This is a genomic window from Amycolatopsis sp. NPDC048633 (genome assembly GCF_040650695.1).
In the GTDB taxonomy this organism is placed as follows: Bacteria; Actinomycetota; Actinomycetes; order Mycobacteriales; family Pseudonocardiaceae; genus Amycolatopsis.
In genome coordinates, this window is sequence record NZ_JBEZHS010000007.1 from 76,427 (window position 1) to 97,087 (window position 20,661).

The 20,661-nt window shown below is 70.1% G+C and carries 17 protein-coding genes and 1 riboswitch; of the genes, 7 read left to right on the top strand and 10 right to left on the bottom strand.

Going from position 1 to position 20,661, the window contains the following annotated elements; genetic code table 11:
* Nucleotides 1-89: 89 nt before the first annotated feature.
* Complete coding sequence (gene murJ / locus AB0C38_RS15985; protein WP_360672913.1) at nt 90-1,871, bottom strand: murein biosynthesis integral membrane protein MurJ; 1,782 nt, start codon at nt 1,869-1,871, stop codon at nt 90-92.
* A 132-nt stretch (nt 1,872-2,003) separates the two neighbouring features.
* On the opposite strand from murJ, the gene map reads away from it, so the two are divergent.
* On the top strand, nt 2,004-2,786 hold the full coding sequence (gene map / locus AB0C38_RS15990) for a type I methionyl aminopeptidase (RefSeq protein ID WP_360672916.1): 783 nt from the start codon (nt 2,004-2,006) through the stop codon (nt 2,784-2,786).
* A gap of 37 nt (nt 2,787-2,823) precedes the next feature.
* Here map and AB0C38_RS15995 read toward each other — a convergent pair whose 3' ends face one another.
* Nucleotides 2,824-3,081, bottom strand: a complete 258-nt coding sequence (locus AB0C38_RS15995) for a hypothetical protein (RefSeq protein ID WP_360672920.1) — start codon at nt 3,079-3,081, stop codon at nt 2,824-2,826.
* A 212-nt stretch (nt 3,082-3,293) separates the two neighbouring features.
* On the opposite strand from AB0C38_RS15995, the gene AB0C38_RS16000 reads away from it, so the two are divergent.
* Nucleotides 3,294-3,758 carry a hypothetical protein gene (locus AB0C38_RS16000; protein WP_360672922.1) on the top strand — a complete coding sequence of 155 codons (465 nt, stop codon included), beginning with the start codon at nt 3,294-3,296 and terminating at the stop codon, nt 3,756-3,758.
* 45 nt (nt 3,759-3,803) lie between these two features.
* On the opposite strand, the gene AB0C38_RS16005 is transcribed toward AB0C38_RS16000, so the two are convergent.
* From AB0C38_RS16005 to AB0C38_RS16040, 8 genes are read right to left on the bottom strand one after another with little or no spacing between them, the layout of a single operon-like run.
* A complete protein-coding gene (locus AB0C38_RS16005; RefSeq protein ID WP_360672925.1) occupies nt 3,804-4,406 on the bottom strand; it encodes a TetR/AcrR family transcriptional regulator in 603 nt (200 codons plus the stop codon).
* Nucleotides 4,403-5,236: an NAD(P)-dependent oxidoreductase gene (locus AB0C38_RS16010; RefSeq protein ID WP_360672928.1), complete on the bottom strand. Its 834-nt coding sequence runs from the start codon at nt 5,234-5,236 to the stop codon at nt 4,403-4,405. Before AB0C38_RS16010 ends, AB0C38_RS16005 begins: the two co-directional genes overlap by 4 nt.
* Before the next feature lie 9 nt (nt 5,237-5,245).
* Nucleotides 5,246-6,412: an acyl-CoA dehydrogenase gene (locus AB0C38_RS16015; protein WP_360672931.1), complete on the bottom strand. Its 1,167-nt coding sequence runs from the start codon at nt 6,410-6,412 to the stop codon at nt 5,246-5,248.
* On the bottom strand, nt 6,409-8,358 hold the full coding sequence (locus AB0C38_RS16020; protein ID WP_360672934.1) for a biotin carboxylase N-terminal domain-containing protein: 1,950 nt from the start codon (nt 8,356-8,358) through the stop codon (nt 6,409-6,411). The genes AB0C38_RS16015 and AB0C38_RS16020 overlap by 4 nt, the downstream gene beginning before the upstream one ends.
* A 7-nt stretch (nt 8,359-8,365) precedes the next feature.
* Nucleotides 8,366-9,964 carry a carboxyl transferase domain-containing protein gene (locus AB0C38_RS16025; protein ID WP_360672936.1) on the bottom strand — a complete coding sequence of 533 codons (1,599 nt, stop codon included), beginning with the start codon at nt 9,962-9,964 and terminating at the stop codon, nt 8,366-8,368.
* Nucleotides 9,961-11,109: an acyl-CoA dehydrogenase family protein gene (locus AB0C38_RS16030; protein ID WP_360672939.1), complete on the bottom strand. Its 1,149-nt coding sequence runs from the start codon at nt 11,107-11,109 to the stop codon at nt 9,961-9,963. The genes AB0C38_RS16025 and AB0C38_RS16030 overlap by 4 nt, the downstream gene beginning before the upstream one ends.
* Nucleotides 11,106-12,794: an acyclic terpene utilization AtuA family protein gene (locus AB0C38_RS16035; RefSeq protein ID WP_360672941.1), complete on the bottom strand. Its 1,689-nt coding sequence runs from the start codon at nt 12,792-12,794 to the stop codon at nt 11,106-11,108. Before AB0C38_RS16035 ends, AB0C38_RS16030 begins: the two co-directional genes overlap by 4 nt.
* Nucleotides 12,791-13,582 carry a TIGR03084 family metal-binding protein gene (locus tag AB0C38_RS16040; protein ID WP_360672944.1) on the bottom strand — a complete coding sequence of 264 codons (792 nt, stop codon included), beginning with the start codon at nt 13,580-13,582 and terminating at the stop codon, nt 12,791-12,793. The genes AB0C38_RS16035 and AB0C38_RS16040 overlap by 4 nt, the downstream gene beginning before the upstream one ends.
* 139 nt (nt 13,583-13,721) lie before the next feature.
* Here AB0C38_RS16040 and AB0C38_RS16045 point away from each other — a divergent pair, with 139 nt between their 5' ends.
* From AB0C38_RS16045 to AB0C38_RS16065, 5 genes are all read left to right on the top strand, one after another.
* Nucleotides 13,722-14,552 carry an enoyl-CoA hydratase-related protein gene (locus tag AB0C38_RS16045; protein WP_360672947.1) on the top strand — a complete coding sequence of 277 codons (831 nt, stop codon included), beginning with the start codon at nt 13,722-13,724 and terminating at the stop codon, nt 14,550-14,552.
* Complete coding sequence (locus tag AB0C38_RS16050) at nt 14,549-15,148, top strand: acetoacetate decarboxylase family protein (protein ID WP_360672950.1); 600 nt, start codon at nt 14,549-14,551, stop codon at nt 15,146-15,148. The genes AB0C38_RS16045 and AB0C38_RS16050 overlap by 4 nt, the downstream gene beginning before the upstream one ends.
* A gap of 281 nt (nt 15,149-15,429) precedes the next feature.
* A complete protein-coding gene (locus AB0C38_RS16055) occupies nt 15,430-18,369 on the top strand; it encodes a ribonucleoside-diphosphate reductase subunit alpha (protein ID WP_360672953.1) in 2,940 nt (979 codons plus the stop codon).
* A 14-nt stretch (nt 18,370-18,383) separates the two neighbouring features.
* Complete coding sequence (locus AB0C38_RS16060) at nt 18,384-19,457, top strand: ribonucleotide-diphosphate reductase subunit beta (RefSeq protein WP_323330286.1); 1,074 nt, start codon at nt 18,384-18,386, stop codon at nt 19,455-19,457.
* Nucleotides 19,458-19,546: 89 nt separating this feature from the next.
* On the top strand, nt 19,547-20,455 hold the full coding sequence (locus tag AB0C38_RS16065; RefSeq protein WP_360672956.1) for an alpha/beta hydrolase: 909 nt from the start codon (nt 19,547-19,549) through the stop codon (nt 20,453-20,455).
* Nucleotides 20,456-20,458: 3 nt separating this feature from the next.
* Nucleotides 20,459-20,661, top strand: a riboswitch (cobalamin riboswitch).

Genomic DNA, 20,661 nt, shown 5'->3' on the forward strand with positions numbered 1-20,661 from the left:
AGAAAGCCGCGCCGGAAATGTAAACGCGCTGATCGCAGCGGTCTCGTTACCGTTTCGAGACATCCGGATCACGCTCCCGGCCGTAGTCGTCAACGAGACGCGAATCGCCGCAGGAGAGCGCCCGCGCGCCGGGTCACCGGGGTGAACTCCGGGAGCTTCAGCAGGGCGAGCAAGCCGAACGGGACGGCCATCCCGAGCAAGGTCTGGACCGGAAGTTTCACCCACGCGGCTGGGATGACCCCGAGGGAGCCGGGCACGGCGTAGCCGGCGAGCACCGCGGCCCCGACGCCGAGCGCGCTCACCCCGAGGGTGATCAGCCCGACCCGCAGGGATCGCTTGCTGCGCAGGTGCCCGAGCCGGACCCACAGCCAGACCTGGCCGAGGACGGCGCCGACGACGAACCCGGCGCCGTTCACGAGCATCACGCCGTAGACGACGTGCTCGCCGTCGAGCAGGCCGCGGCAGAGCAGGAGCAGCGGGATCTTGACCGCGGTCATCACGAGCATGATGAGCGTCGGCGTGCGGGCGTCCTTCATCGCGTAGAACACCCGCAGCTGCAACATGACCAGCGCGAAGGGCAGCAACCCGACGGCGGAGACGGCGAGGGTCTGGCCGAGCCGCTCGGCGTCGTCGAGGGTGCCGCGGCCCCAGGTGAAGATCGCGATGCCGACCGGGGTGCCGACCACGGCCAGCACGGCGGAGATCGGCACGAACAACACCGTCGACATGCGGGACGCGAGCGAGAGGTCGCCGACGAGCGAGCTCGTGTTGCCGTCCGCGGCGGCGCGGCTCATCCGCGGCATCAGCGCGGTCAGCAGCGAGACGCCGAGGATGCCGTACGGGAGCTGGAAGAGCAGGGATGCGTAGCTGTAGGCCGTGACGCCGCCGCTGCTCCCGTGCGTCAGCACGCGGGTGGTGACGACGAACCCGACGTGGCTGACCACGACGTAGCCGAGGATCCACGCGGCGAGCCCGCCGAACTCCTTGATCCGCGGGTCGAAGCCCCAGCGCCAGCGGAACCGGAACCCGGTGCGCCGCAGCGCGGGGATCAGCACCAGGGCCTGCACGACGATGCCGAGCGTGGTGCCGAGGCCGAGCACGAGCAGCTTCGGGTCGCCCATCCGCGCCGGGTCGACCGTCAGTTCCCCGGGCACCAGCGCGAACGCGACCAGCGTGGCGGTGACGACGACGTTGTTCAGCACCGGCGCCCAGGCCGGCGGGCCGAAGACGTTCTGGGCGTTGAGGATCGCCGAGAGCAGCGCGAAGAGGCCGTAGAACAGGATCTGCGGCAGCAGCAGGTACGCGAGCGCGGTGGTGAGCCCCGGGTTCGCCTCCGCTGACGATTTGTCGACGTAGAGCGCGGTGAACAGCGGGGCGATCGCCACCGCGACGGCCGTGCCGATGACGAGCAGCACCAGCGCCATCGTGATCAGCCGCTGCGTGTACGCGAGGCCGCCGTCCGGGTCGTCCTGGGAGCGCACCAGCAGCGGCACCACGACACTGGCCAGCACGCCGCCGAACAGCAGCTCGAACACGATGTTGGGCAGCGTGTTCGCGACGGTGAAGGAGTCGTTGACCACGCCGGTCCCGACCACGGCGGCCAGCAGCAGCTTCGCGACGAACCCGGTGACCCGGCTGACGGCCGAGGCGACGGCCATCCGGCCGCTGGAGCGGGCCAGCGACGAGCCGGCGCCCACACCCCGGCCGGCGCTGACGGGCGAGGCGGGCGGGCGCGCGACGATCTGGGTGGCGAACTCGTCGTAGGGCCGCCGGGAGACGTCGAGGTCGCGAGTCGGCCAATGGGGGCCGCGCAGCTCGCTGGGGAGGAAGACCGTCGCCTCGGGGTCCACCTGTGGTGGGGGTTCCGCCATGGCCCAAGCCTGCCAGGTCGGACAGGCTTGCGTACCCTCCCGCGGCCGACCGGCCCCGCCTGGTATTTCTATACCGGACGCGTGCTACCGTTCCGGTATAACTATACCGGCCACCCGAGACACGAGGTTTCCGTGATCGAACTGAAGACCCCTGCGGAGATCGAGCGCATGCATACGACCGGCCGCTTCGTCGCCGAGGTGCTCACCGAAGTCGGCCGGCTCGCCGACGTGGGCGTCAACCTCATGGACCTGGAGCACCACGTCCGCGGCATGATCAAGCGACGCGGGGCGGAGTCGTGCTACTGGGACTACGCGCCGTCCTTCGGCGAGGGCCCGTTCCGCAACGTCATCTGCCTGTCGGTCAACGACGCCGTCCTGCACGGCCTGCCGCACGACTACGTGCTGCGCGACGGCGACGTGCTCACCGCCGACTTCGCGGTCAGCATCGACGGATGGGCGGCCGACTCGGCGCGCACGGTCATCGTCGGCACCGCCGCCGAGGAGGACCGGCGGATCGTCCGCGCCACCGAGGAAGCCCTGGAAGCGGCGATCGGGGCAGCCCGGCCGGGCAACCGGCTGGGCGACATCTCGGCGGCGATCGGGGCGGTGGCCCACGACTACGGCTACCCGGTCAACACCGAGTTCGGCGGCCACGGCATCGGCCGCACGATGCACGAGGACCTGCACGTCCCCAACACGGGCAAGGCCGGACGCGGGATGAAGCTCCGGCCCGGCCTGACGCTCGCGCTCGAACCCTGGTTCGCGCGCACGACCGACCGGATCGTCACCGACCCCGACGGCTGGACCATCCGCTCCGCGGACGGCTCCCGCACGGCGCACTCCGAGCACACGATCGCCGTCACCGAAGACGCTCCCCTGGTGCTGACCCGGCGGGAGCAGGAGTCGAACAGATAAGCGATTCGACGACGCACTGTGACGCGCGTGCAGGTGCTCAGGCGGCGAGGGTGATCTCCAGTGCGGCGCGGCCGGCGTCGGTCAGCTCGGCCGGGACGCGCCCGGCGGCGGCGTCGGCGGCGGGCTGCAGGTAGCCGCCGTGGGCCAGCGCGTGGGCCGTCATCTGATCGCAACAGGCGAATCCGTCGATGAAGAGGTCGGGCTCGCAGCTGCACGACATCTGTGCCCGGCCTGCTGCCACCGCCCTCAGCATCGCCATCGCGCGGTGGGTGAGCTCGACTCCTGAACCGGACACCGGACTGCCTTCCTTCGAGAACCACTACAACCAGTCATTCGCCCATTGGGCCGATTGTGTTACTTACAACACTATGACGGTTCGGACGCGGGTGCGGTTCCGGATTGGTCCGGCGTGTCGCCGACCGGTCCGGGAGTCGCGGCGAGCGGCAGCTAAACCGCCGGACCGGCTGGGGCGTGGAGGCGGCGTCCACCGACTTTCGAAGGAGCCTCATGCCGAAGCGAGCCCTCGCGCTGCTCACGTTGCTCTGCACGGCCTTCGCGCCCAGCCTGCTGTTCTCGGCCGCCACGGCGGCCCCGGCGGCACCACTCGCGGCCGTCGCGTCGCCGAAGTGCTCGGGCACGCTGTCGCACGGCAAGATCCGCTACCAGGTCTGCTTCCGCTGGAACTGCGACAGCACGAAGTGCAACGTGCTCGGCTACCTCGGGCTGATCAACACGGCCACCAGCACCCGCACCGTCAAGTGGCGGCTCGGCTACGCCATCGACGACGGCTTTCGCTACGACGACGGCGACGGCTCGGCCGTGCTGGCCGCGGGCGAGCAGCGGACCATCTATTCCGCGGCGGGCCGGCAGACGCGGCTGTGCGTCCGGAACGAAGAGAGCCTCCAGATCAGCTACGACAGCACCGGCTCGAGCCTCGCGGCGATCACCAGCGACTACGTCGGCTGCCTGTAGGGCCGCCCGTGGCGCGGCTCCGGTGTCCTGCTGCCGGGGCCGCGCTCAGCCGCCGGCGAGCCGCAGCTCCAGCGTGCGGGCCCACTCCCGCACGACCTGCCGCCGGCGCCGGGTGTCGTCGGTGAGCAGGTTGGCCAGCCCCAGGCCACGGGCCAGGTCGAGAGTGGCCTGGACCAGTTCGCGCACGCCCGGCCGGGACTCGTCGACGCCGAGGAGCTCCACCGTCACCCGGTGCGCCTCGCGCCCGACGCGCGCCTCCAGGGGCACCAGCACGTCCCGCAGCGCCTCGTCGGTCGCCGCGACCGACCACAGCTGCAGGGCCGCGCGGAACAGCGGCCCGGTGTAGAGGTTCAGCACCATCTCGACGACGCGCTCGATGCGCGACGTCCCGCTCGGCAGGTCCGCGGCCTGGGCCCGCAGCTCGTCGATCTGGGCCTCGCCCAGGAGGTCGACCGCCGCCGCGACGAGGTCTTCCCGCGTCGGGAAGTGGTGCTGGGCGGCGCCCCGGGAGACGCCCGCGCGTTCGGCGATCACAGCCACCGTGACACCGTGCCAGCCGCGCTCGCCGAAGCTGTCGAGCGCGGCCTCGATCAGCCGCCGCCGCGTGGTGCGGCTGCGTTCCTGCTGGGGTTCGCGGACGCCGGTCAAGCCGGGTCGACCCAGAAGTCGAGCTGGAGGTCCTCCTCCGAGCCGCCGATGCGGTACTTCGAGAAGTCGGTCACCCCCGAAGCGCGCAGCACCTCGTCGTCGAGGAAGAAGTTCCCGGTCGCCTCACGGCTCGGCTTGGTGAGGATCGCGTACGCGGCGTCGGCCATGATCTCCGGCGTGCGGCTGCGGTCGGCCAGCTCGGCGCCGACGACGTTGCGGATCGCCGCCGTGTCGATCGTGGTGCGCGGCCAGAGCGAGTTGACCGCGACGCCGTCCTTCTTCAGTTCCGCGGCCAGGCCGACGGTCACCAGGCTCATCGAGTACTTCGCGATGCTGTACGCGAGGTGCCCGGCGGTGAACCACTTCTCATCGAGGCTGATCGGCGGCGACAGCGTCAGGATGTGCGCGTTGGCCGACGCACGCAGGTGCGGGATGGCCAGCTTCGACAGCAGGAACGTGCCGCGCGCGTTGATGTCCTGCATTAGGTCGTAGCGCTTCATGCTGACCTGCTCGGTCGGCGTCAGGTCGATCGCGCTGGCGTTGTTCACCACGATGTCGATGCCGCCGAACTGCTCGACGGTCTTCGCCACCGCCGCCGCGACACCCTCGTCGTCCCGGACGTCGCCGAGGATCGGCAGCGCGTGGCCGCCGGCCTTCTCGATGGCCTCCGCAGCCGTGTAGATGGTGCCGGGCAGCTTCGGGTGCGGTTCGGCGGTCTTGGCGAGCAGCGCGACGTTGGCGCCGTCCTTCGCGGCCCGGAGCGCGATCGCCTCGCCGATGCCGCGGCTGCCGCCGGACATGATGATCGTCTTGCCGTCCAAAGTAGACATGGCGACCTCCTAGTAGGACTTGGGCAGGCCGAGGCTGTGCTGGCCGACGAAGTTGAGCACCATCTCGCGGCTGACCGGGGCGATCCGGCCCAGCCGGACGGCGGTGACCAGCGTGCCGAGGCCGTACTCGGTGGCGAGGCCGTTGCCGCCGTGGGTTTGCACGGCCTGGTCGGTCGCGCGGATGGCGACCTCGGCGGCGGCGTACTTGGCCATGTTGGCCGACTCCCCCGCACCGAAGTCGTCGCCGGAGTCGTAGAGCGACGCGGCCTTCTGCGTCATCAGCTTGGCCAGTTCCAGCTCGATCTTGATCTCCGACAGCGGGTGCGCGAGCCCCTGGTGGGCGCCGATCGGGGTGCCCCAGACCTGGCGCTGGTTGGCGTAGGTGACGGCCTTGCTCAGCGCGTAGCGGGCGATGCCGAGCGAGAACGACGCGCCCATGATGCGTTCCGGGTTGAGGCCGGCGAACAGCTGCGCGATCGCCGCGTCCTCCTCGCCGACGAGCGCCTCGGCCGGGAGGTGGACGTCGTCGAGGAACAGCGAGAACTGGTTCTCCGGCGCGACGATGTCCATCGGGATCTTGGTGTACTCGAACCCGGCGGTGCCGGTCTGCAGGATGAACAGCGCGGGCTTGAGCTTGCCCGTCTTGGAGTCTTCCATCCGGCCGACGACGAGCACCGCGTCGGCCTCGTCGACGCCGGAGATGTAGACCTTGCGTCCGCTGAGGACCCAGCCGTCGCCGTCGCGCTTGGCGGTGGTGGTGATCTTGTGCGAGTTCGACCCGGCGTCCGGCTCGGTGATCGCGAAGACCATCCGCTTGCTGCCGTCGGCGATGCCGGGCAGCCACTGCTTCTTCTGCTCTTCGGTGCCGAAGCGGGAGATCACGGTGCCGCAAATGGCCGGCGAGACGACCATGAGCAGCAACGGCGAGCCGGCGGCGGCCAGTTCCTCCAGCACCGCGGCGAGGTCGGCGATGCCCGCGCCCCCGCCGCCGTACTCCTCGGGGATGTTGACGCCGAGGTAGCCCAGCCGCCCGGCCTCGTCCCACAGCTCGTGGGTCTTCTCGTCGGCGCGGGCCTTGCGCGCGTAGTACTCGTGCCCGTACTTGGTCCCGAGTTCGGCGACGGCCTTGCGGAGCGCGATCCGCTCTTCGGGCTCGATGAAGTTCATCGCGTTCATGCTTCTTCTCCCACCACAGCCAGAATTGTGCCGACTTCGACCTGCTGCCCGACCGTCACCGGCAGTTCGGTCACCACGCCGTCCGCGGGCGCCGCGATCCGGTGTTCCATCTTCATCGCCTCGAGCCACAGCAGCGGGTCGCCCGCCTTCACCGGATCCCCGGCCTGCACGGCCAGCCGGACGACGGTGCCCGGCATCGGCGCGACCAGCGACCCCGCGGCCAGCGCCGCGTCCGGGTCGGCGAACCGCGGCTCGGCTTTGAGCGCCACCGAACCGAGCGCGGAGTCCACGTAGGACACTCCGTCATGCCGGGCGACGTCGAAGGTGCGCCGCACCCCGGCGACGTCCAGGACGACCCGGCCCGGCTCGGCGGTGACCAGTTCAGCGTCGTGACCCTCGGCTTTCAAGCCGTCCCGGGTCAGCGAATAGACCACTTCGTACTCGCGGTCGCCGACCGAGAAGAGCTTGCGCTGCCCGGCCGAGCGGACGTTGCGCCAACCGCTGGGCAACCGGCCCTGCGTGGTCGCCGACGCCCGGTTGCCCGCCGCGTCCGCGAGCGCCGCGGCCAGCGCGGAGAGGCGCTCGGTGTCCACAGTGGCCAGCGGCGCGGCCAAGGTGTCCAGGCCATGGCGGTCGAAGAACGCCGTATCGGTCTCCCCCGCCAGGAATGCCTCGTGACGCAGGATGTTCACGAGCAGGTCGCGGTTGGTGACGACGCCGTGGATCTTCGTGGCCGCCAGGGCCTTGGCGAGCCGCCGCGCGGCCTCGGCGCGGGTCGGCGCCCAAGTGATCACCTTGGCCAGCATCGGGTCGTAGTGCACCCCGACGACCGACCCGGTCTCGAAGCCGGAGTCGAGCCGCAGCCCAGGACCGTGCGTGAACGAACGGTCCACATCCGGCACCTCGAAGGTGTGCAGCGTGCCGCTCTGCGGCTGCCAGTTCTCGGCCGGGTCCTCGGCGTAGAGCCGGACCTCGATGGAGTGGCCCACGGTCGGCGGCGGGTCGGCGGACAGCCGTTCACCGTCGGCGACGCGCAGCTGCAATGCCACCAGATCCAGCCCCGTGACGTTCTCGGTGACCGGGTGCTCGACCTGCAGCCGGGTGTTCATCTCGAGGAAGTAGAAGCGTCCGTCCGGACCGGCGAGGAACTCGACGGTGCCCGCACCGACGTAGTCGATCGCCTGGGCCGCCTTGCGCGCGGCGTCGAACAGCTCCGCGCGCATGGCGTCATCGACGAACGGCGACGGCGCCTCTTCGACGACCTTCTGGTGGCGACGCTGGATCGAACACTCCCGCTCCCCCACCGCCCACACCGTGCCGTGCCGGTCGGCGAGCACCTGGACCTCGATGTGCCGCCCGGTCTCCAGGTAGCTCTCGCAGAACACGGTGGGGTCGCCGAACGCGGACCCGGCCTCCGCGCTCGCGCCTTCCACGGCCTCGGCCAGCTCGTCGAGGGAGCGGACCACGCGCATCCCGCGTCCGCCGCCCCCGGCAGATGCTTTGACCAGCAACGGAAGATCGGACTCGGTCACCGAAGCCGGGTCCAGTTCGGACAGCACCGGGACACCGGCGGCGGCCATCAGCCGCTTCGACTCCACTTTGGAGCCCATCGTCTCGATGGCCTCCGGCGGCGGCCCGACCCAGGTCAGCCCGGCGTCGAGCACGGCGCGGGCGAACGCGGCGTTCTCGGACAGGAAGCCGTAGCCGGGGTGGACGGCGTCGGCTCCGGTGTCGGCCGCGGCCTTGACCAGCAGTTCCGCACGCAGGTACGTCTCGGACGGCGCGTTGCCGGGCAGCCGGACGGCCGCGTCCGCTTCCAGCGTGTGGGGCGCGGCGGCATCGGCGTCGGAGAACACCGCGACCGTGCCGATCCCGGCGTCGCGGCAACTGCGGAAGACGCGGCGGGCGATCTCGCCGCGGTTGGCGACCAGCAGGTTCTGGATCATCGCTCACTCACATCCGGAAGACGCCGAAGCCTTCGGCGCCCTTCACTGGTCCATTGTGGATCGCGGACAGGCTCAGCCCCAGCACGGTGCGGGTGTCGCGCGGGTCGATGATGCCGTCGTCGTAGAGCATGCCGGAGAGGAACATCGGCATCGACTCGGCCTCGATCTGGCCTTCCACCATGGCGCGCATGGCTTTGTCGTGCTCCTCGTTGTACTCCTGGCCGCGGCTCTCGGCGGCCGCGCGGGCCACGATGGACAGCACGCCGGCCAGCTGCGCCGGGCCCATCACCGCGGACTTCGCGCTCGGCCACGCGAACAGGAAGCGGGGATCGTAGGCCCGGCCGCACATCCCGTAGTGCCCGGCGCCGTAGGACGCTCCCATGAGGACGGACAGGTGCGGCACCTTCGAGTTCGAGACGGCGTTGATCATCATCGCGCCGTGCTTGATGATGCCGCTCTGCTCGTACTCCTTGCCGACCATGTAGCCGGTCGTGTTGTGCAGGAACACCAGCGGCGTGTGGATCTGGTTGGCCAGCTGGATGAACTGCGCGGCCTTCTGCGACTCCTCGCCGAACAGCACGCCTTGGGCGTTGGCGAGCACGCCGACCGGGTAGCCGTGGATGCTCGCCCAGCCCGTCACCAACGAAGAGCCGTAGAGCGGCTTGAACTCGTCGAAGTCGGAGCCGTCGACGACCCGGGCGATGACCTCGCGCGGGTCGAACGGCACCTTCAGGTCGGTCGGCACGATGCCGAGCAGGTCCTCGGTGTCGTAGACGGGCTCGGCGTACTCCGGCTTCGGCGTCGGCCCCTGCTTGGTCCAGTTGAGCCGCTTGATGATGCTGCGGCCCAGGCGGATCGCGTCCTGCTCGTCGACGGCCAGGTAGTCGGCCAGGCCCGACGTGCGCGCGTGCATCTCGGCGCCGCCGAGCGACTCGTCGTCGGACTCCTCCCCGGTGGCCATCTTGACCAGCGGCGGGCCGCCGAGGAACACCTTCGCGCGTTCCTTGACCATCACGACGTAGTCCGACATGCCGGGCAGGTACGCCCCGCCCGCCGTCGAGTTGCCGAAGACCAGCGCGACCGTCGGGCAGCCCGCGGCCGAAGCCCGCGTGATGTCGCGGAAGATCCGGCCGCCCGGGATGAAGATCTCCTTCTGCGTGGGCAGGTCCGCGCCGCCGGACTCGACCAGGTTGATCGACGGCAGCCGGTTCTGCGCGGCGATGTCGGAGGCCCGGAAGCTCTTCTTGGTCGTCCACGGGTTGCTCGCGCCGCCCTTGACCGTCGGGTCGCTCGCCGAGACCAGGCACTCGACGCCCTCGACGACGCCGATGCCGGTCACGAGACTCGCGCCGACGCGGTAGTCGGTGCCCCAGGCCGCCAGCGGCGACAGTTCCAGGAACGGCGAGTCCTCGTCGAGCAGCAGCTCGATCCGTTCGCGTGCCAGGAGCTTTCCGCGCTTGCGGTGCCGTTCGACGTACTTCTCGCCGCCGCCGGCCACGGCCTTGGCCTGCTCGGTGTCGATCTCGGCGAGCTTCTCGAGCATCGCCTCGCGGTTCGCGCCGAACTCGGCGGCTCGCGTGTCCACAGTGGACCTCAGGGTCGTCATGAGGTGTATCCCAATCGCTTCGCGGCCAGGCCGGTGAGGATCTCGTTGGTGCCGCCGCCGATGCCGAGGATGCGGACGTCGCGGTAGTGCCGCTCCACTTCGGCCTCGCGCATGTAGCCGAGCCCGCCGTGCAGCTGGACGGCCTCGTTGACCACCCACTCGGCGGCCTCGACGGCGGTGTTCTTGGCGAAACAGGCCTCGGCGATGACCTCCTCGCCCGAGACGTGCCGGATCGCGGCCTGCCGGGCGTAGGTGCGCGCGACGTCGGTCTTGCGCGCCATCTCGGTGAGCTTGTGCTGCACGACCTGCCGCGAGATGAGCGGACGGCCGAAGGTCTCGCGCAGCCGGCACCAGTCCAGCGTCAGGTCGAGCGCCCGCTGGGCGTGCGAATACGCCTGCACGGCCAGGGAAAGCCGTTCGGTGACGAACTGGGTGGCGACCTGCGCGAACCCGCTGTTCTCGGCGCCGACGAGGTTCTCGACCGGCACCCGGACGTCCACGTAGGACAGTTCGGCGGTGTCGGAGCAGAGCCAGCCCATCTTCTCGAGCTTGCGGGAGACGGTGAACCCGGGCGTCCCGCGCTCGACGACGATCAGCGAGAGCCCGTGGGCGCCCTCGCCGCCGGTGCGCACGACCGTCGTCACGAAGTCCGCGCGGCAGCCGGAGGTGATGTAGGTCTTGGCGCCGTTGATGACGTACTCGTCGCCCTCGCGGACCGCGGTGGTCCGGATCCCGGCGACGTCGGATCCGCCGTCCGGTTCGGTAACTGCCAGGGAGCCGATCTTGTCTCCGGCCAGGGTCGGGCGGACCCAGCGTTCGATCTGCACCGGGTCGTTCGCCTCGGCGATGTGCGGGACGGCGATGCCGCAGGTGAACAGCGACGCGAACAGCCCGCCGGACCCGCCGGCGTAGTGCATCTCCTCGGCGACGACGAGCGCGTCGAGGTAGTTGCCGTCGCCCCCGCCGATCTCCTCGGGGAACGCGACGCCGAGCAGTCCGAGGTCGCCGGCCTTGCGGTGCAGGTCCCGCGGCAGCTCGCCGGCGCGTTCCCAGTCGTCGAGGTGCGGCAGGACCTCCTGCTCGACGAACTTGCGCACGGTCTTGCGCAGCTCGGCCCGCTCGGGCGTCCGGAAGGGATCGGTCACAGGAGCACCTCGGGGATGTCGATTTCGCGGGACCGCAGCCATTCCCCGAATGCCTTGGCCTGCGGGTCGAACCGGGCCTGCGACGCGACACCCTCGCCGAGGATGCCCTCGACGACGAAGTTCATCGCCCAGAGGTTCGGCAGCAGGTAGCGCGTCACCGGTAGGTCGGCGGTCTCGGGCAGCAGCAGCTTGAACTCGGCGACGGTCAGCCGGTGCACCAGCCACCGCCAGGCCTCCTCGGACCGCACCCAGACGCCGAGGTTGGCGTTGCCGCCCTTGTCCCCGCTGCGAGCGCCGGCAATCGTTCCCAGTGGTGCCCGGCGGACCGGGCCGTGGTCGAGGGGCTCGGGCAGCGCGGGCTCGTCCACATCGGACAACTCCACAGTGGACGTGGATGGCGCTATGTCGACCCGCATCCCGTCCGGGAGCAGAGCGATGTGCGGGACCTGCCCGGCGTCCACATAGGCCGCGGTGTAGACGCCGTACGGCGAAGCGTCGGACGGCGGCGCGGTGACGTGGAACCCGGGGTAGCTGGCCAGGGCCAGCTCGACGGCGGCACCGGTGAACGCGCGCCCGGCCACCTTGGGGTCGGCGTCCTTGACCGCGACGTGCAGCAGGGCACTGGCGGTCTGCTCGGTGTCGGCGTCGGCGTGGTCGGTCCGGGCCAGCGTCCACTTGACGTCGGCGGGTGGCCGTTCCTTCAGCGCCGCTTCGAGCTGTTCGCGCACCAGTGCGGCTTTCGCCTCGATGTCGAGTCCGGTGAGGACGAACGTCGTCTCGTTGCGGAACCCGCCGAGGGTGTTGAGCGCGACCTTCAGCGTCGGCGGCGGGGCTTCCCCGCGGACGCCGGAGATGCGGACGCGGTCGGGCCCGTCTTCGGTCAGCGAGAGCGTGTCGAACCGGGTCGTGACGTCCGGCCCGGCGTACCGCGCACCGGTGATTTCGTACAGCAGCTGCGCGGTGACCGTGCCGGCGGTCACCACTCCCCCGGTGCCCGGGTGCTTGGTGATGACGCTGGAGCCGTCGGCCTCGATCTCGGCGATCGGGAACCCCGGCACACCCAGGGAGTGGTCGGTGAAGAAGGCGTAGTTGCCGCCGGTGGCCTGGGCGCCGCACTCGATGACGTGCCCGGCCGCGACCGCGCCGGCGAGCGCGTCGAAGTCGTCGCGGGCCCAGCCGTAGTGGGCGGCCGCCGGGCCGACGATCACCGAGGCGTCGGTGACGCGCCCGGTGACGACGACGTCCGCGCCCGCGTTCAGGCACTCGACGATGCCCCACGCGCCGAGATAGGCGTTGGCGGTCAACGGTTTCCCGAGGTTCAGCTCGTCGGCGCGGGCGACCAGGTCGTCGCCTTCGACGTGCGCGATCTTGACGTCGAGGCCGAGCTTGCCGGCCAGCTCACGCAGGGCGTCGGCCAGGCCGGCGGGGTTGAGCCCGCCCGCGTTGGCGACGATCTTGACGCCTTTTTCCCGGGCCAGGCCGAGGTTCTCCTCCATTTGACGGAGGAACGTCTTGGCGTAGCCGCGGTTCGCGTCCTTCATCCGGTCGCGGCCGAGGATGAGCATGGTCAGCTCGGCCAGGTAGTCGCCGGTCAGGACGTCGAGGGGGCCGCCGGTGAGCATCTCGCGCACCGCGGAGAAGCGGTCGCCGTAGAAGCCCGACGCGTTGCCGATGCGGTAGGTCATGCGAACTGCCCCGGCTTCCGGCCTTCCCCGGGAGGTCCCGCGAAGGCCTGCGCGATGGTCAGCCACTCCTCGACGTCGGCGCCCTGCGCGACGAGGTCGGTGTCGGCCGGGTGCCGCCGCTGGGTGACGACCAGGCAGAAGTCCACGGCGCTGCCGGTGAGCTTCTGCTCGGCGTCCTCGGGCCCGAACGCCCAGGTGGAGCCGTCGGGCGCGACCAGCTCGACGCGAAACTCCTCGGCCGGCGGCGCGAGGGAGTTGAGCAGATAGGCGAAGTCGCGGGTGCGCGTGCCGAAGCGCGCGACGTGCCAGAGCCTCGCCGTCGGTTCGCGGGTCAGGCCCAGGGCGTCGTGGATGTCCTGGCCGTGCGCCCAGGTCTCCATCAGCCGCGCGGTCACCATCGACGCCGCGCTCATCGGCGGGCCGTACCAGGGCAGCTTCTGCCCGTCCGGCACCGCGGCGAGGGCCTCGGCCAGCCGCGCCCGCCCGGTCCGCCAGCGTTCGAGCAGCTCGCGGGGAGGCTGTTCGGCGCCCTCGGCGGCGCCGTCGTCGACGTAGTGCTCACCGCCCTTGAGCAGCTCTTCGACCTCGGCCTGCCAGTCTTCCGGGTGGGCCGCCGCGATCAGGGCCTTCTCATCGGTCCAGGCCAGGTGCGCGACCTGGTGCGCGATGGTCCACCCCTCGGCGGGCGTCGCGCGCGCCCAGTCGGACGCGGGCAGGTTCGCCACCACGTCGTCGATCGTCCGTGTCTCCGCGTCGAGATCCCCGAGGATCACGCCGAGATCCGCCATCGCCGCCTCCTTGCGTCCTGCGGCCAGGGTGGCACCGGCCGCCGGAAAAATCAAGCACGCCTGATTGTTTCGTCCCGGGCGCTGCGGACACACTATTGACATCTTGCCAGTAGTGTCGGTCTGCCTTAGTTTCATCGGCATGGCCGAGACCACCTACGCCGTCGCGGACCGGATCGCCACGGTGACGTTGAACCGCCCCGAGGCGCGCAACGGCTACACGATCCGGATGGCCGACGAGCTCGGCGAGGCAATGGACCGCGCCGACCGCGACGAGGACGTCCGCGTCGTCGTGCTGACCGGCGCCGGCAAGGACTTCTGCGTGGGCGCCGACCTCTCGCAGGGCGGCTTCGACTTCGATCCCGCGACCGGCCCCGACGCGGCTTGGCAGGAACCCGCCGGCCGCTGCTCGAAGCGGATCTTCACGATGAACAAACCCGTGATCGCGGCCCTGCACGGCGCGGCCGTCGGCGCGGGCAGCACCATCACGCTCCCCTGCGACTACCGCCTCGCCTCCGAGGACTCCCGGTTCGGCTTCGTCTTCACCCGCCGCGGCATCTACCCCGAAGGCGCGTCGGCGTGGTTCCTCCCCCGGCTCGTCGGGATGGGTACGGCACTCGACTGGATGATCAGCGGCCGCGTCTTCCCCGCGGCGGAAGCCCTCGAAAAGGGCCTGGTGCACCAGGTCTTCCCCACCGGAACCGTGCTCGACGAGGCGTACAAGCTGGCTCGCGAGCTGATCGCGAACACCGCGCCGGTGTCCGTCGCGGTCACCCGGCAGCTGCTCTACCGGATGGCGAGCGCCGAGTCGCCGTTCCCGGTGCACGAACTCGACTCGAAGCTGATCGGCGGGCTCGGCGCGAATGCGGACGCCGTCGAGGGAGTCATGTCGTTCCTGCAGAAGCGGCCACCATCGTGGGGCCTGCGCGTCGACCAGGACCTGCCCGACTACCTGCCCTGGCTGGAGAAATGAGCCTCTACCCGCCGCAGCCCTGGAACCTCGTCGCGGACGCACGCGTGTCGATCTGGCGTGTGCCGGTGGCGGACCTGCCCGAGGTTCCCGCCGAGCCGCTGGTGCTCGCCGGGCACGCGTCCGTGTTCACCGCGTGGATCGACTACACCCCGCCGGGGCAGATGGCGTACCACGAACTGCTGGCCGCGGTGTCGATCAAGGCACGGCGGGTTTCCTGCTCGATCACCGAGATCTGGGTCGACAGCGAGGCGTCCCTCGCCGGCGGCCGCGAGCTGTGGGCCATCCCGAAGGACCTGGCGACGCTGGACTTCACCGGCGGCCGTACGTTCACCGCCACGGCGGCGACGGCGGACGACTGGATCGCCACGGCGGCGTTCCGGCGCCGGGCCGGGCTGCCGGTGCGCCTGCCGACGTCGTTCGAGGTGGTCCAGGAACGCGACGGCCTGCTGCGGACCCCGGTCGGGGCGAGGATCAGCCCGCGCCCGGCCTCGGCCGACTGGAGCTTCAACCCGGAGGGCCCGCTGGGCTACCTCGCCGGGCGGCGGCCGGTGACGAGCCTGGAGCTCCCCGCGTCCCAGCTGCGCTTCGGCGCCTGAGCGCGGCCGCGAGGCCCGGAAACCTACTCCCTCACCGCCCTGTTCCGCGGCCTGAGCAGCACCTCTGGGTGATCGCGTAACCCGGCAGGGTGAGCCCGCGACACGCCACCCCTTGGGGCCCGTGCGGTCGATCACCCCTACATGTAGTCTCTGATGACCGGCAGCGCCCAGCGACGGGGAGACCGCTGCAGAGTACTGCCGGGCAGCTTTGAAGAACCTGCAGCGCACGGCCTTGTGCGGCCGTGCGGCGATCCAACGCGCCTGAAAACTTGGAGACACGCATGTCAGTCGAAACCGGTCAGCGGCCGCCCGCCGCCGCCGATACCCCCACCGCGATCCGGGTCATCCGGCGGGACGGCAGCGTGTCGCCGTTCGACGCCGGGAAGATCTCGGTGGCGCTGACGAAGGCGTTCCTCGCGGTCGAGGGCGGCGACGCCGCCGCGTCCTCCCGCGTGCACCACGTCGTCGCCGAGCTGACCCAGCAGGTGGAGACCACCCTGCTGCGCCACGCCGGCCCCGAGACCGCCCTGCACATCGAGCAGATCCAGGACATCGTCGAGCTCGCCCTCATGCGCGGCGAGCACCACAAGGTCGCCCGCGCGTACGTCCTCTACCGCGACGAGCGCATGAAGGCCCGCGAGGCCATCAAGCCCGCCGCCACCGAGGTCGCGCTGAACGTCAAGGGTGTCGACGGCATCCTCCGCCCGCTCGACTGGGCCCGCGTTTCCCACGTCGTGGGCGAGGCCGTCGCCGGCCTCGAAGACGTCAGCGCCGAGCCCGTGCTGGCCGAGGCCAAGCGCAACCTCTACGACGGCATCAGCGCCGACGAGCTGGCCCTGGCCCAGGTCCTGGCCGCCCGCGTGCTGGTCGAGCAGGAGCCGAACTACTCGTACGTCTCCGCCCGGCTGCTGCTGGACAAGCTGCGCGGCGAAGCGCTGAGCTACCTGGCGAAGAAGCCGCGCCTGGCCAGCCAGGACGAGATGGCGACCGAGTACCCGGCGTACTTCCGCGCCTACCTGCGCCGCGCCGTCGAGCTGGAGCTGGTCGACGGCGAGCTGCTGTCCTTCGACCTGGACAAGATCACCGCCGCGATCGAGGCCAAGCGTGACCTCGACTTCGGCTTCCTCGGCCTGCAGACCCTGTACGACCGGTACTTCCAGCACCACGACGGCACCCGCTTCGAGCTGCCGCAGGCGTTCTTCATGCGCGTCGCGATGGGCCTGGCGATCCGCGAGGACGACCGCGAAGCCCGCGCCATCGAGTTCTACGAGCTGCTCTCGACGTTCCACTTCATGGCCTCGACGCCGACGCTGTTCAACTCGGGCACCACCCGCGCGCAGCTGTCGTCCTGCTTCCTGACCACGGTGGACGACGACCTGGACTCGATCTTCCAGGCCTACAAGAACAACGCGCTGCTGGCGAAGTACTCGGGCGGCCTCGGCAACGACTGGACCCCGGTCCGCGGCCTCGGCGCCCACATCAAGGGCACCAACGGCCAGTCGCAGGGTGTCGTGCCGTTCCTCAAGATCGCCAACGACACCGCGGTCGCCGTCAACCAGGGCGGCAAGCGCAAGGGCGCGGCCTGCGCGTACCTCGAGACGTGGCACGTGGACATCGAGGAGTTCCTCGACCTGCGCAAGAACACCGGTGACGACCGCCGGCGCACCCACGACATGAACACCGCGAACTGGGTGCCCGACGAGTTCCTCCGCCGCGTCGAGGCCAACGCCGAGTGGACGTTGTTCTCGCCGAACGAGACCCCGGACCTGCACGACCTCTACGGCAACGAGTTCTCCGCCCGCTACCGCGAGTACGAGGCGATGGCCGACCGCGGCGAGATCAAGGTCTTCCGCCGGATCCGCGCGGTCGACCTGTGGCGGCGCATGCTGACCATGCTGTTCGAGACCGGCCACCCGTGGATCACGTTCAAGGACCCGTGCAACCTGCGCTCGCCGCAGCAGCACGTCGGCGTCGTGCACTCGTCCAACCTGTGCACCGAGATCACGCTGAACACCACCACCGACGAGGTCGCGGTCTGCAACCTCGGCTCGGTGAACCTGCTCAAGCACGTCACGCCGTCCGGTTTGGACACCGCGCGCCTCGAGAAGACCGTGCGCACGGCCGTCCGCATGCTGGACAACGTGATCGACATCAACTTCTACACGATCCCGGAGGCGCGCCGCTCCAACCTGCGCCACCGCCCGGTCGGCCTGGGCATCATGGGCTTCCAGGACGCGCTGTTCGAGATCGGCGTCCCGTTCGCCTCCGCCGAGGCCGTGAAGTTCGCCGACGTCTCCATGGAACACGTGTCCTACTACGCGATCTCGGCGTCGACCGACCTCGCCGAGGAGCGCGGGCAGTACCAGACGTTCGAGGGTTCGCTGTGGAGCAAGGGCATCCTGCCGATCGACTCGATGCAGCTGCTCATCGACGCCCGCCAGGGTGACGGCCTCGACGTCGACACCTCGTCGACGCTGGACTGGGCGCCGCTGCGCGAGCGCGTCAAGACCGTCGGCATGCGCAACTCCAACGTGATGGCGATCGCGCCGACCGCGACGATCTCCAACATCTCCGGGGTCGGCCAGTCGATCGAGCCGCTGTTCCAGAACCTGTTCGTCAAGTCGAACATGTCCGGCGACTTCACCGTCGTCAACCCGCACCTGGTCAAGAGCCTCAAGGCCCGCGGCCTGTGGGACGAGGTCATGGTCAGCGACCTCAAGTACTTCGACGGCAGCCTCGGCCAGATCGACCGCGTGCCGGACGACCTCAAGGCGCTGTACGCGACGGCGTTCGAGATCGAGTCGAAGTGGATCGTCGACGCCGGTTCGGTGCGCCAGAAGTGGATCGACCAGGCGCAGTCGCTGAACCTGTACATCGCGGCGCCGAGCGGCCGCAAGCTCGACGAGCTGTACCGCTACGCGTGGCACAAGGGCCTCAAGACCACGTACTACCTGCGGGCGCAGTCCGCGACGCACGTGGAGAAGAGCACCCTGCGCGGCACCGACGGCAAGCTGAACGCCGTCTCGGCCACCTCGGCTCCGGCGGCCCCCGCCGCCGCTCCGGCCCCGGCACCGGCACCCTCGGCTTCGGTTCCGGCCGTGCCGGTGACCCCGGCTCCGAAGCCGGAGTCCCAGGAGCTGCCGAAGACCGACGTCGACTTCGTCGCCACCGAAGGCGCCGCCTGCCGCATCGACGACCCCGACTGCGAAGCCTGCCAGTAAGGAACCCCTGAGACATGACCAACGTGGAGACGACCGGCGCCACCGGCCTCGGTGAGATCGAGGTCGGGGCCGCCCGGATCAACGTCGACGACAAGCGCATGATCAACGCGCGCGCCGACGTCAACCAGCTGCTGCCGATGAAGTACACCTGGGCCTGGGAGAAGTACCTGGCCGGCTGCAACAACCACTGGATGCCGACCGAGGTCGCCATGCAGGCCGACATCGCGCTGTGGAAGTCGAAGGACGGCCTCACCGAGGACGAGCGGCAGATGCTCAAGCGCAACCTGGGCTTCTTCGCGACCGCGGAGTCCTTGGTGGCCAACAACATCGTGCTCGCGGTGTACCGGCAGATCACGAACCCCGAGTGCCGCCAGTACCTGCTGCGCCAGGCGTTCGAGGAGGCCGTGCACACGCACACCTTCCAGTACATCTGCGAGAGCCTCGGCCTGGTCGAGGGCGAGCTGTTCAACATGTACCGCGAGGTCCCGTCCATTTCGGACAAGGACGCGTGGGCGCTGAAGTACACGCAGCACCTGGAGGACCCGGACTTCGAGACCGGGACGCCGGAGGCCGACACGGCGTTCCTGCGTGACCTCGTCGCGTTCTACGTGATCTTCGAAGGCATGTGGTTCTACACCGGCTTCGCGCAGATCCTCTCGCTCGGCCGCCGCAACAAGATGGTCGGCATCGCCGAGCAGTACCAGTACATCCTGCGCGACGAGTCGATCCACCTGAACTTCGGCATCGACTGCATCAACCAGATCAAGATCGAGAACCCGCACCTGTGGACGCCCGAGTTCCAGGAAGAGGTCCGCGGGATGCTCAAGGACGCGTGCGAGCTGGAGGTCGCGTACGCACGCGACACCATGCCGCGCGGCATGCTCGGCCTGTCGGCGCAGCTGTGCGAGCAGTACATGCACTTCATCACCGACCGGCGCGCGCAGCAGATCGGCCTCCAGCCGATCTTCGGCGAGACCGAGAACCCGTTTCCGTGGATGTCCGAGGCGATGGACCTGAAGAAGGAGAAGAACTTCTTCGAGACCCGCGTCATCGAGTACCAGTCAGGCGGCGCGCTCGACTGGGACTGATCTCCCTCCGGGTTCCTGCCTGGGAACGATTCTTCCCAGGCAGGAACCCGCCGCTTTTCCCGGGCACATCGCGGGTCGATGGTGGAGCCATGACCACCACCGTCACCTTCACCAGCGCCGGCCTCGACATAGCCGCGCACCTCTACGTTCCCGACGACGCCGACGGCCGGGCCCTCGTGGTCGGCCACCCTGGCACCGGCGTCAAGGAACAGACCTCCGGCACCTACGCAAGTCTGCTGGCCGAGCAGGGTTTCGTGACCCTCGCCTTCGACGCCGCATACCAGGGCGAGTCCGGCGGCCTGCCGCGCGGCCTGGAGGATCCCGCCCAGCGGATCGAGGACTTCAAGGCCGCCGTCTCCTTCCTCACCACCCGGCCCGAGGTCGACGCCGGCCGGATCGGCCTGCTGGGCATCTGCGCCTCCGGCGGCTACTCGCTCGCCGCCACCGGCGGTGACCACCGGGTCAAGGCCGTCGCGACCGTGTGCACCGCCGAACCCGCCCGCCAGTTCCGCTACGGCGCCGACGGCACCCAGGACCCGGCCGTCTTCCAGGGCCTGCTCGACACCGCCGCCCAGGCCCGGACGACCGCCGCCCGCGGCGAAGACCCCGGCGTGCTGACCCTGTTCCCCGAGACCGCCGCACAGGCCGGTGCGCTCGGTGGCGAGCACGGCATCGAAGGCTGGGAGTACTATTGCGGCCCCCGCGGCTACCACGAACGCTCGGCGAAGTTCCTCACCTGGGATAGCGTCGACAAGATGGCTTCGAGTGACGTCTTCCACGCCGTCCCGCTGATCGGCCCGCGCCCGATCCTGCAGGTCCTCGGCGAGCGCGCCGTCACCGCCTGGATGGGCCTGGAAGCCCACCGGCGCGCCACCGGCCCCGCGGAGATCCACTGGATCGAGGGCGCCAGCCACGTCGACCTCTACGACAAGCGCGAGTACGTCGATCTCGCTGTCGGCAAGCTCACCGACTTCTTCACCGTCAACCTGGACAAGTGACCTAGACTCGGACTCGCCACTGGTTCCCCGGGGTTCGCCCCGGGGAGGCAACAGGGAACCCGGCGCGAATCCGGGACTGCCCCGCAGCGGTGAGTGGGAACGAAAGCCGTCAAGAAGCACTGAGCGCGAGCTTGGGAAGCGACGGCCGGTAGGACTGCGCAGTGCGCCCACGAGTCCGAAGACCTGCCCGTGGTGCGTGCGCCGAC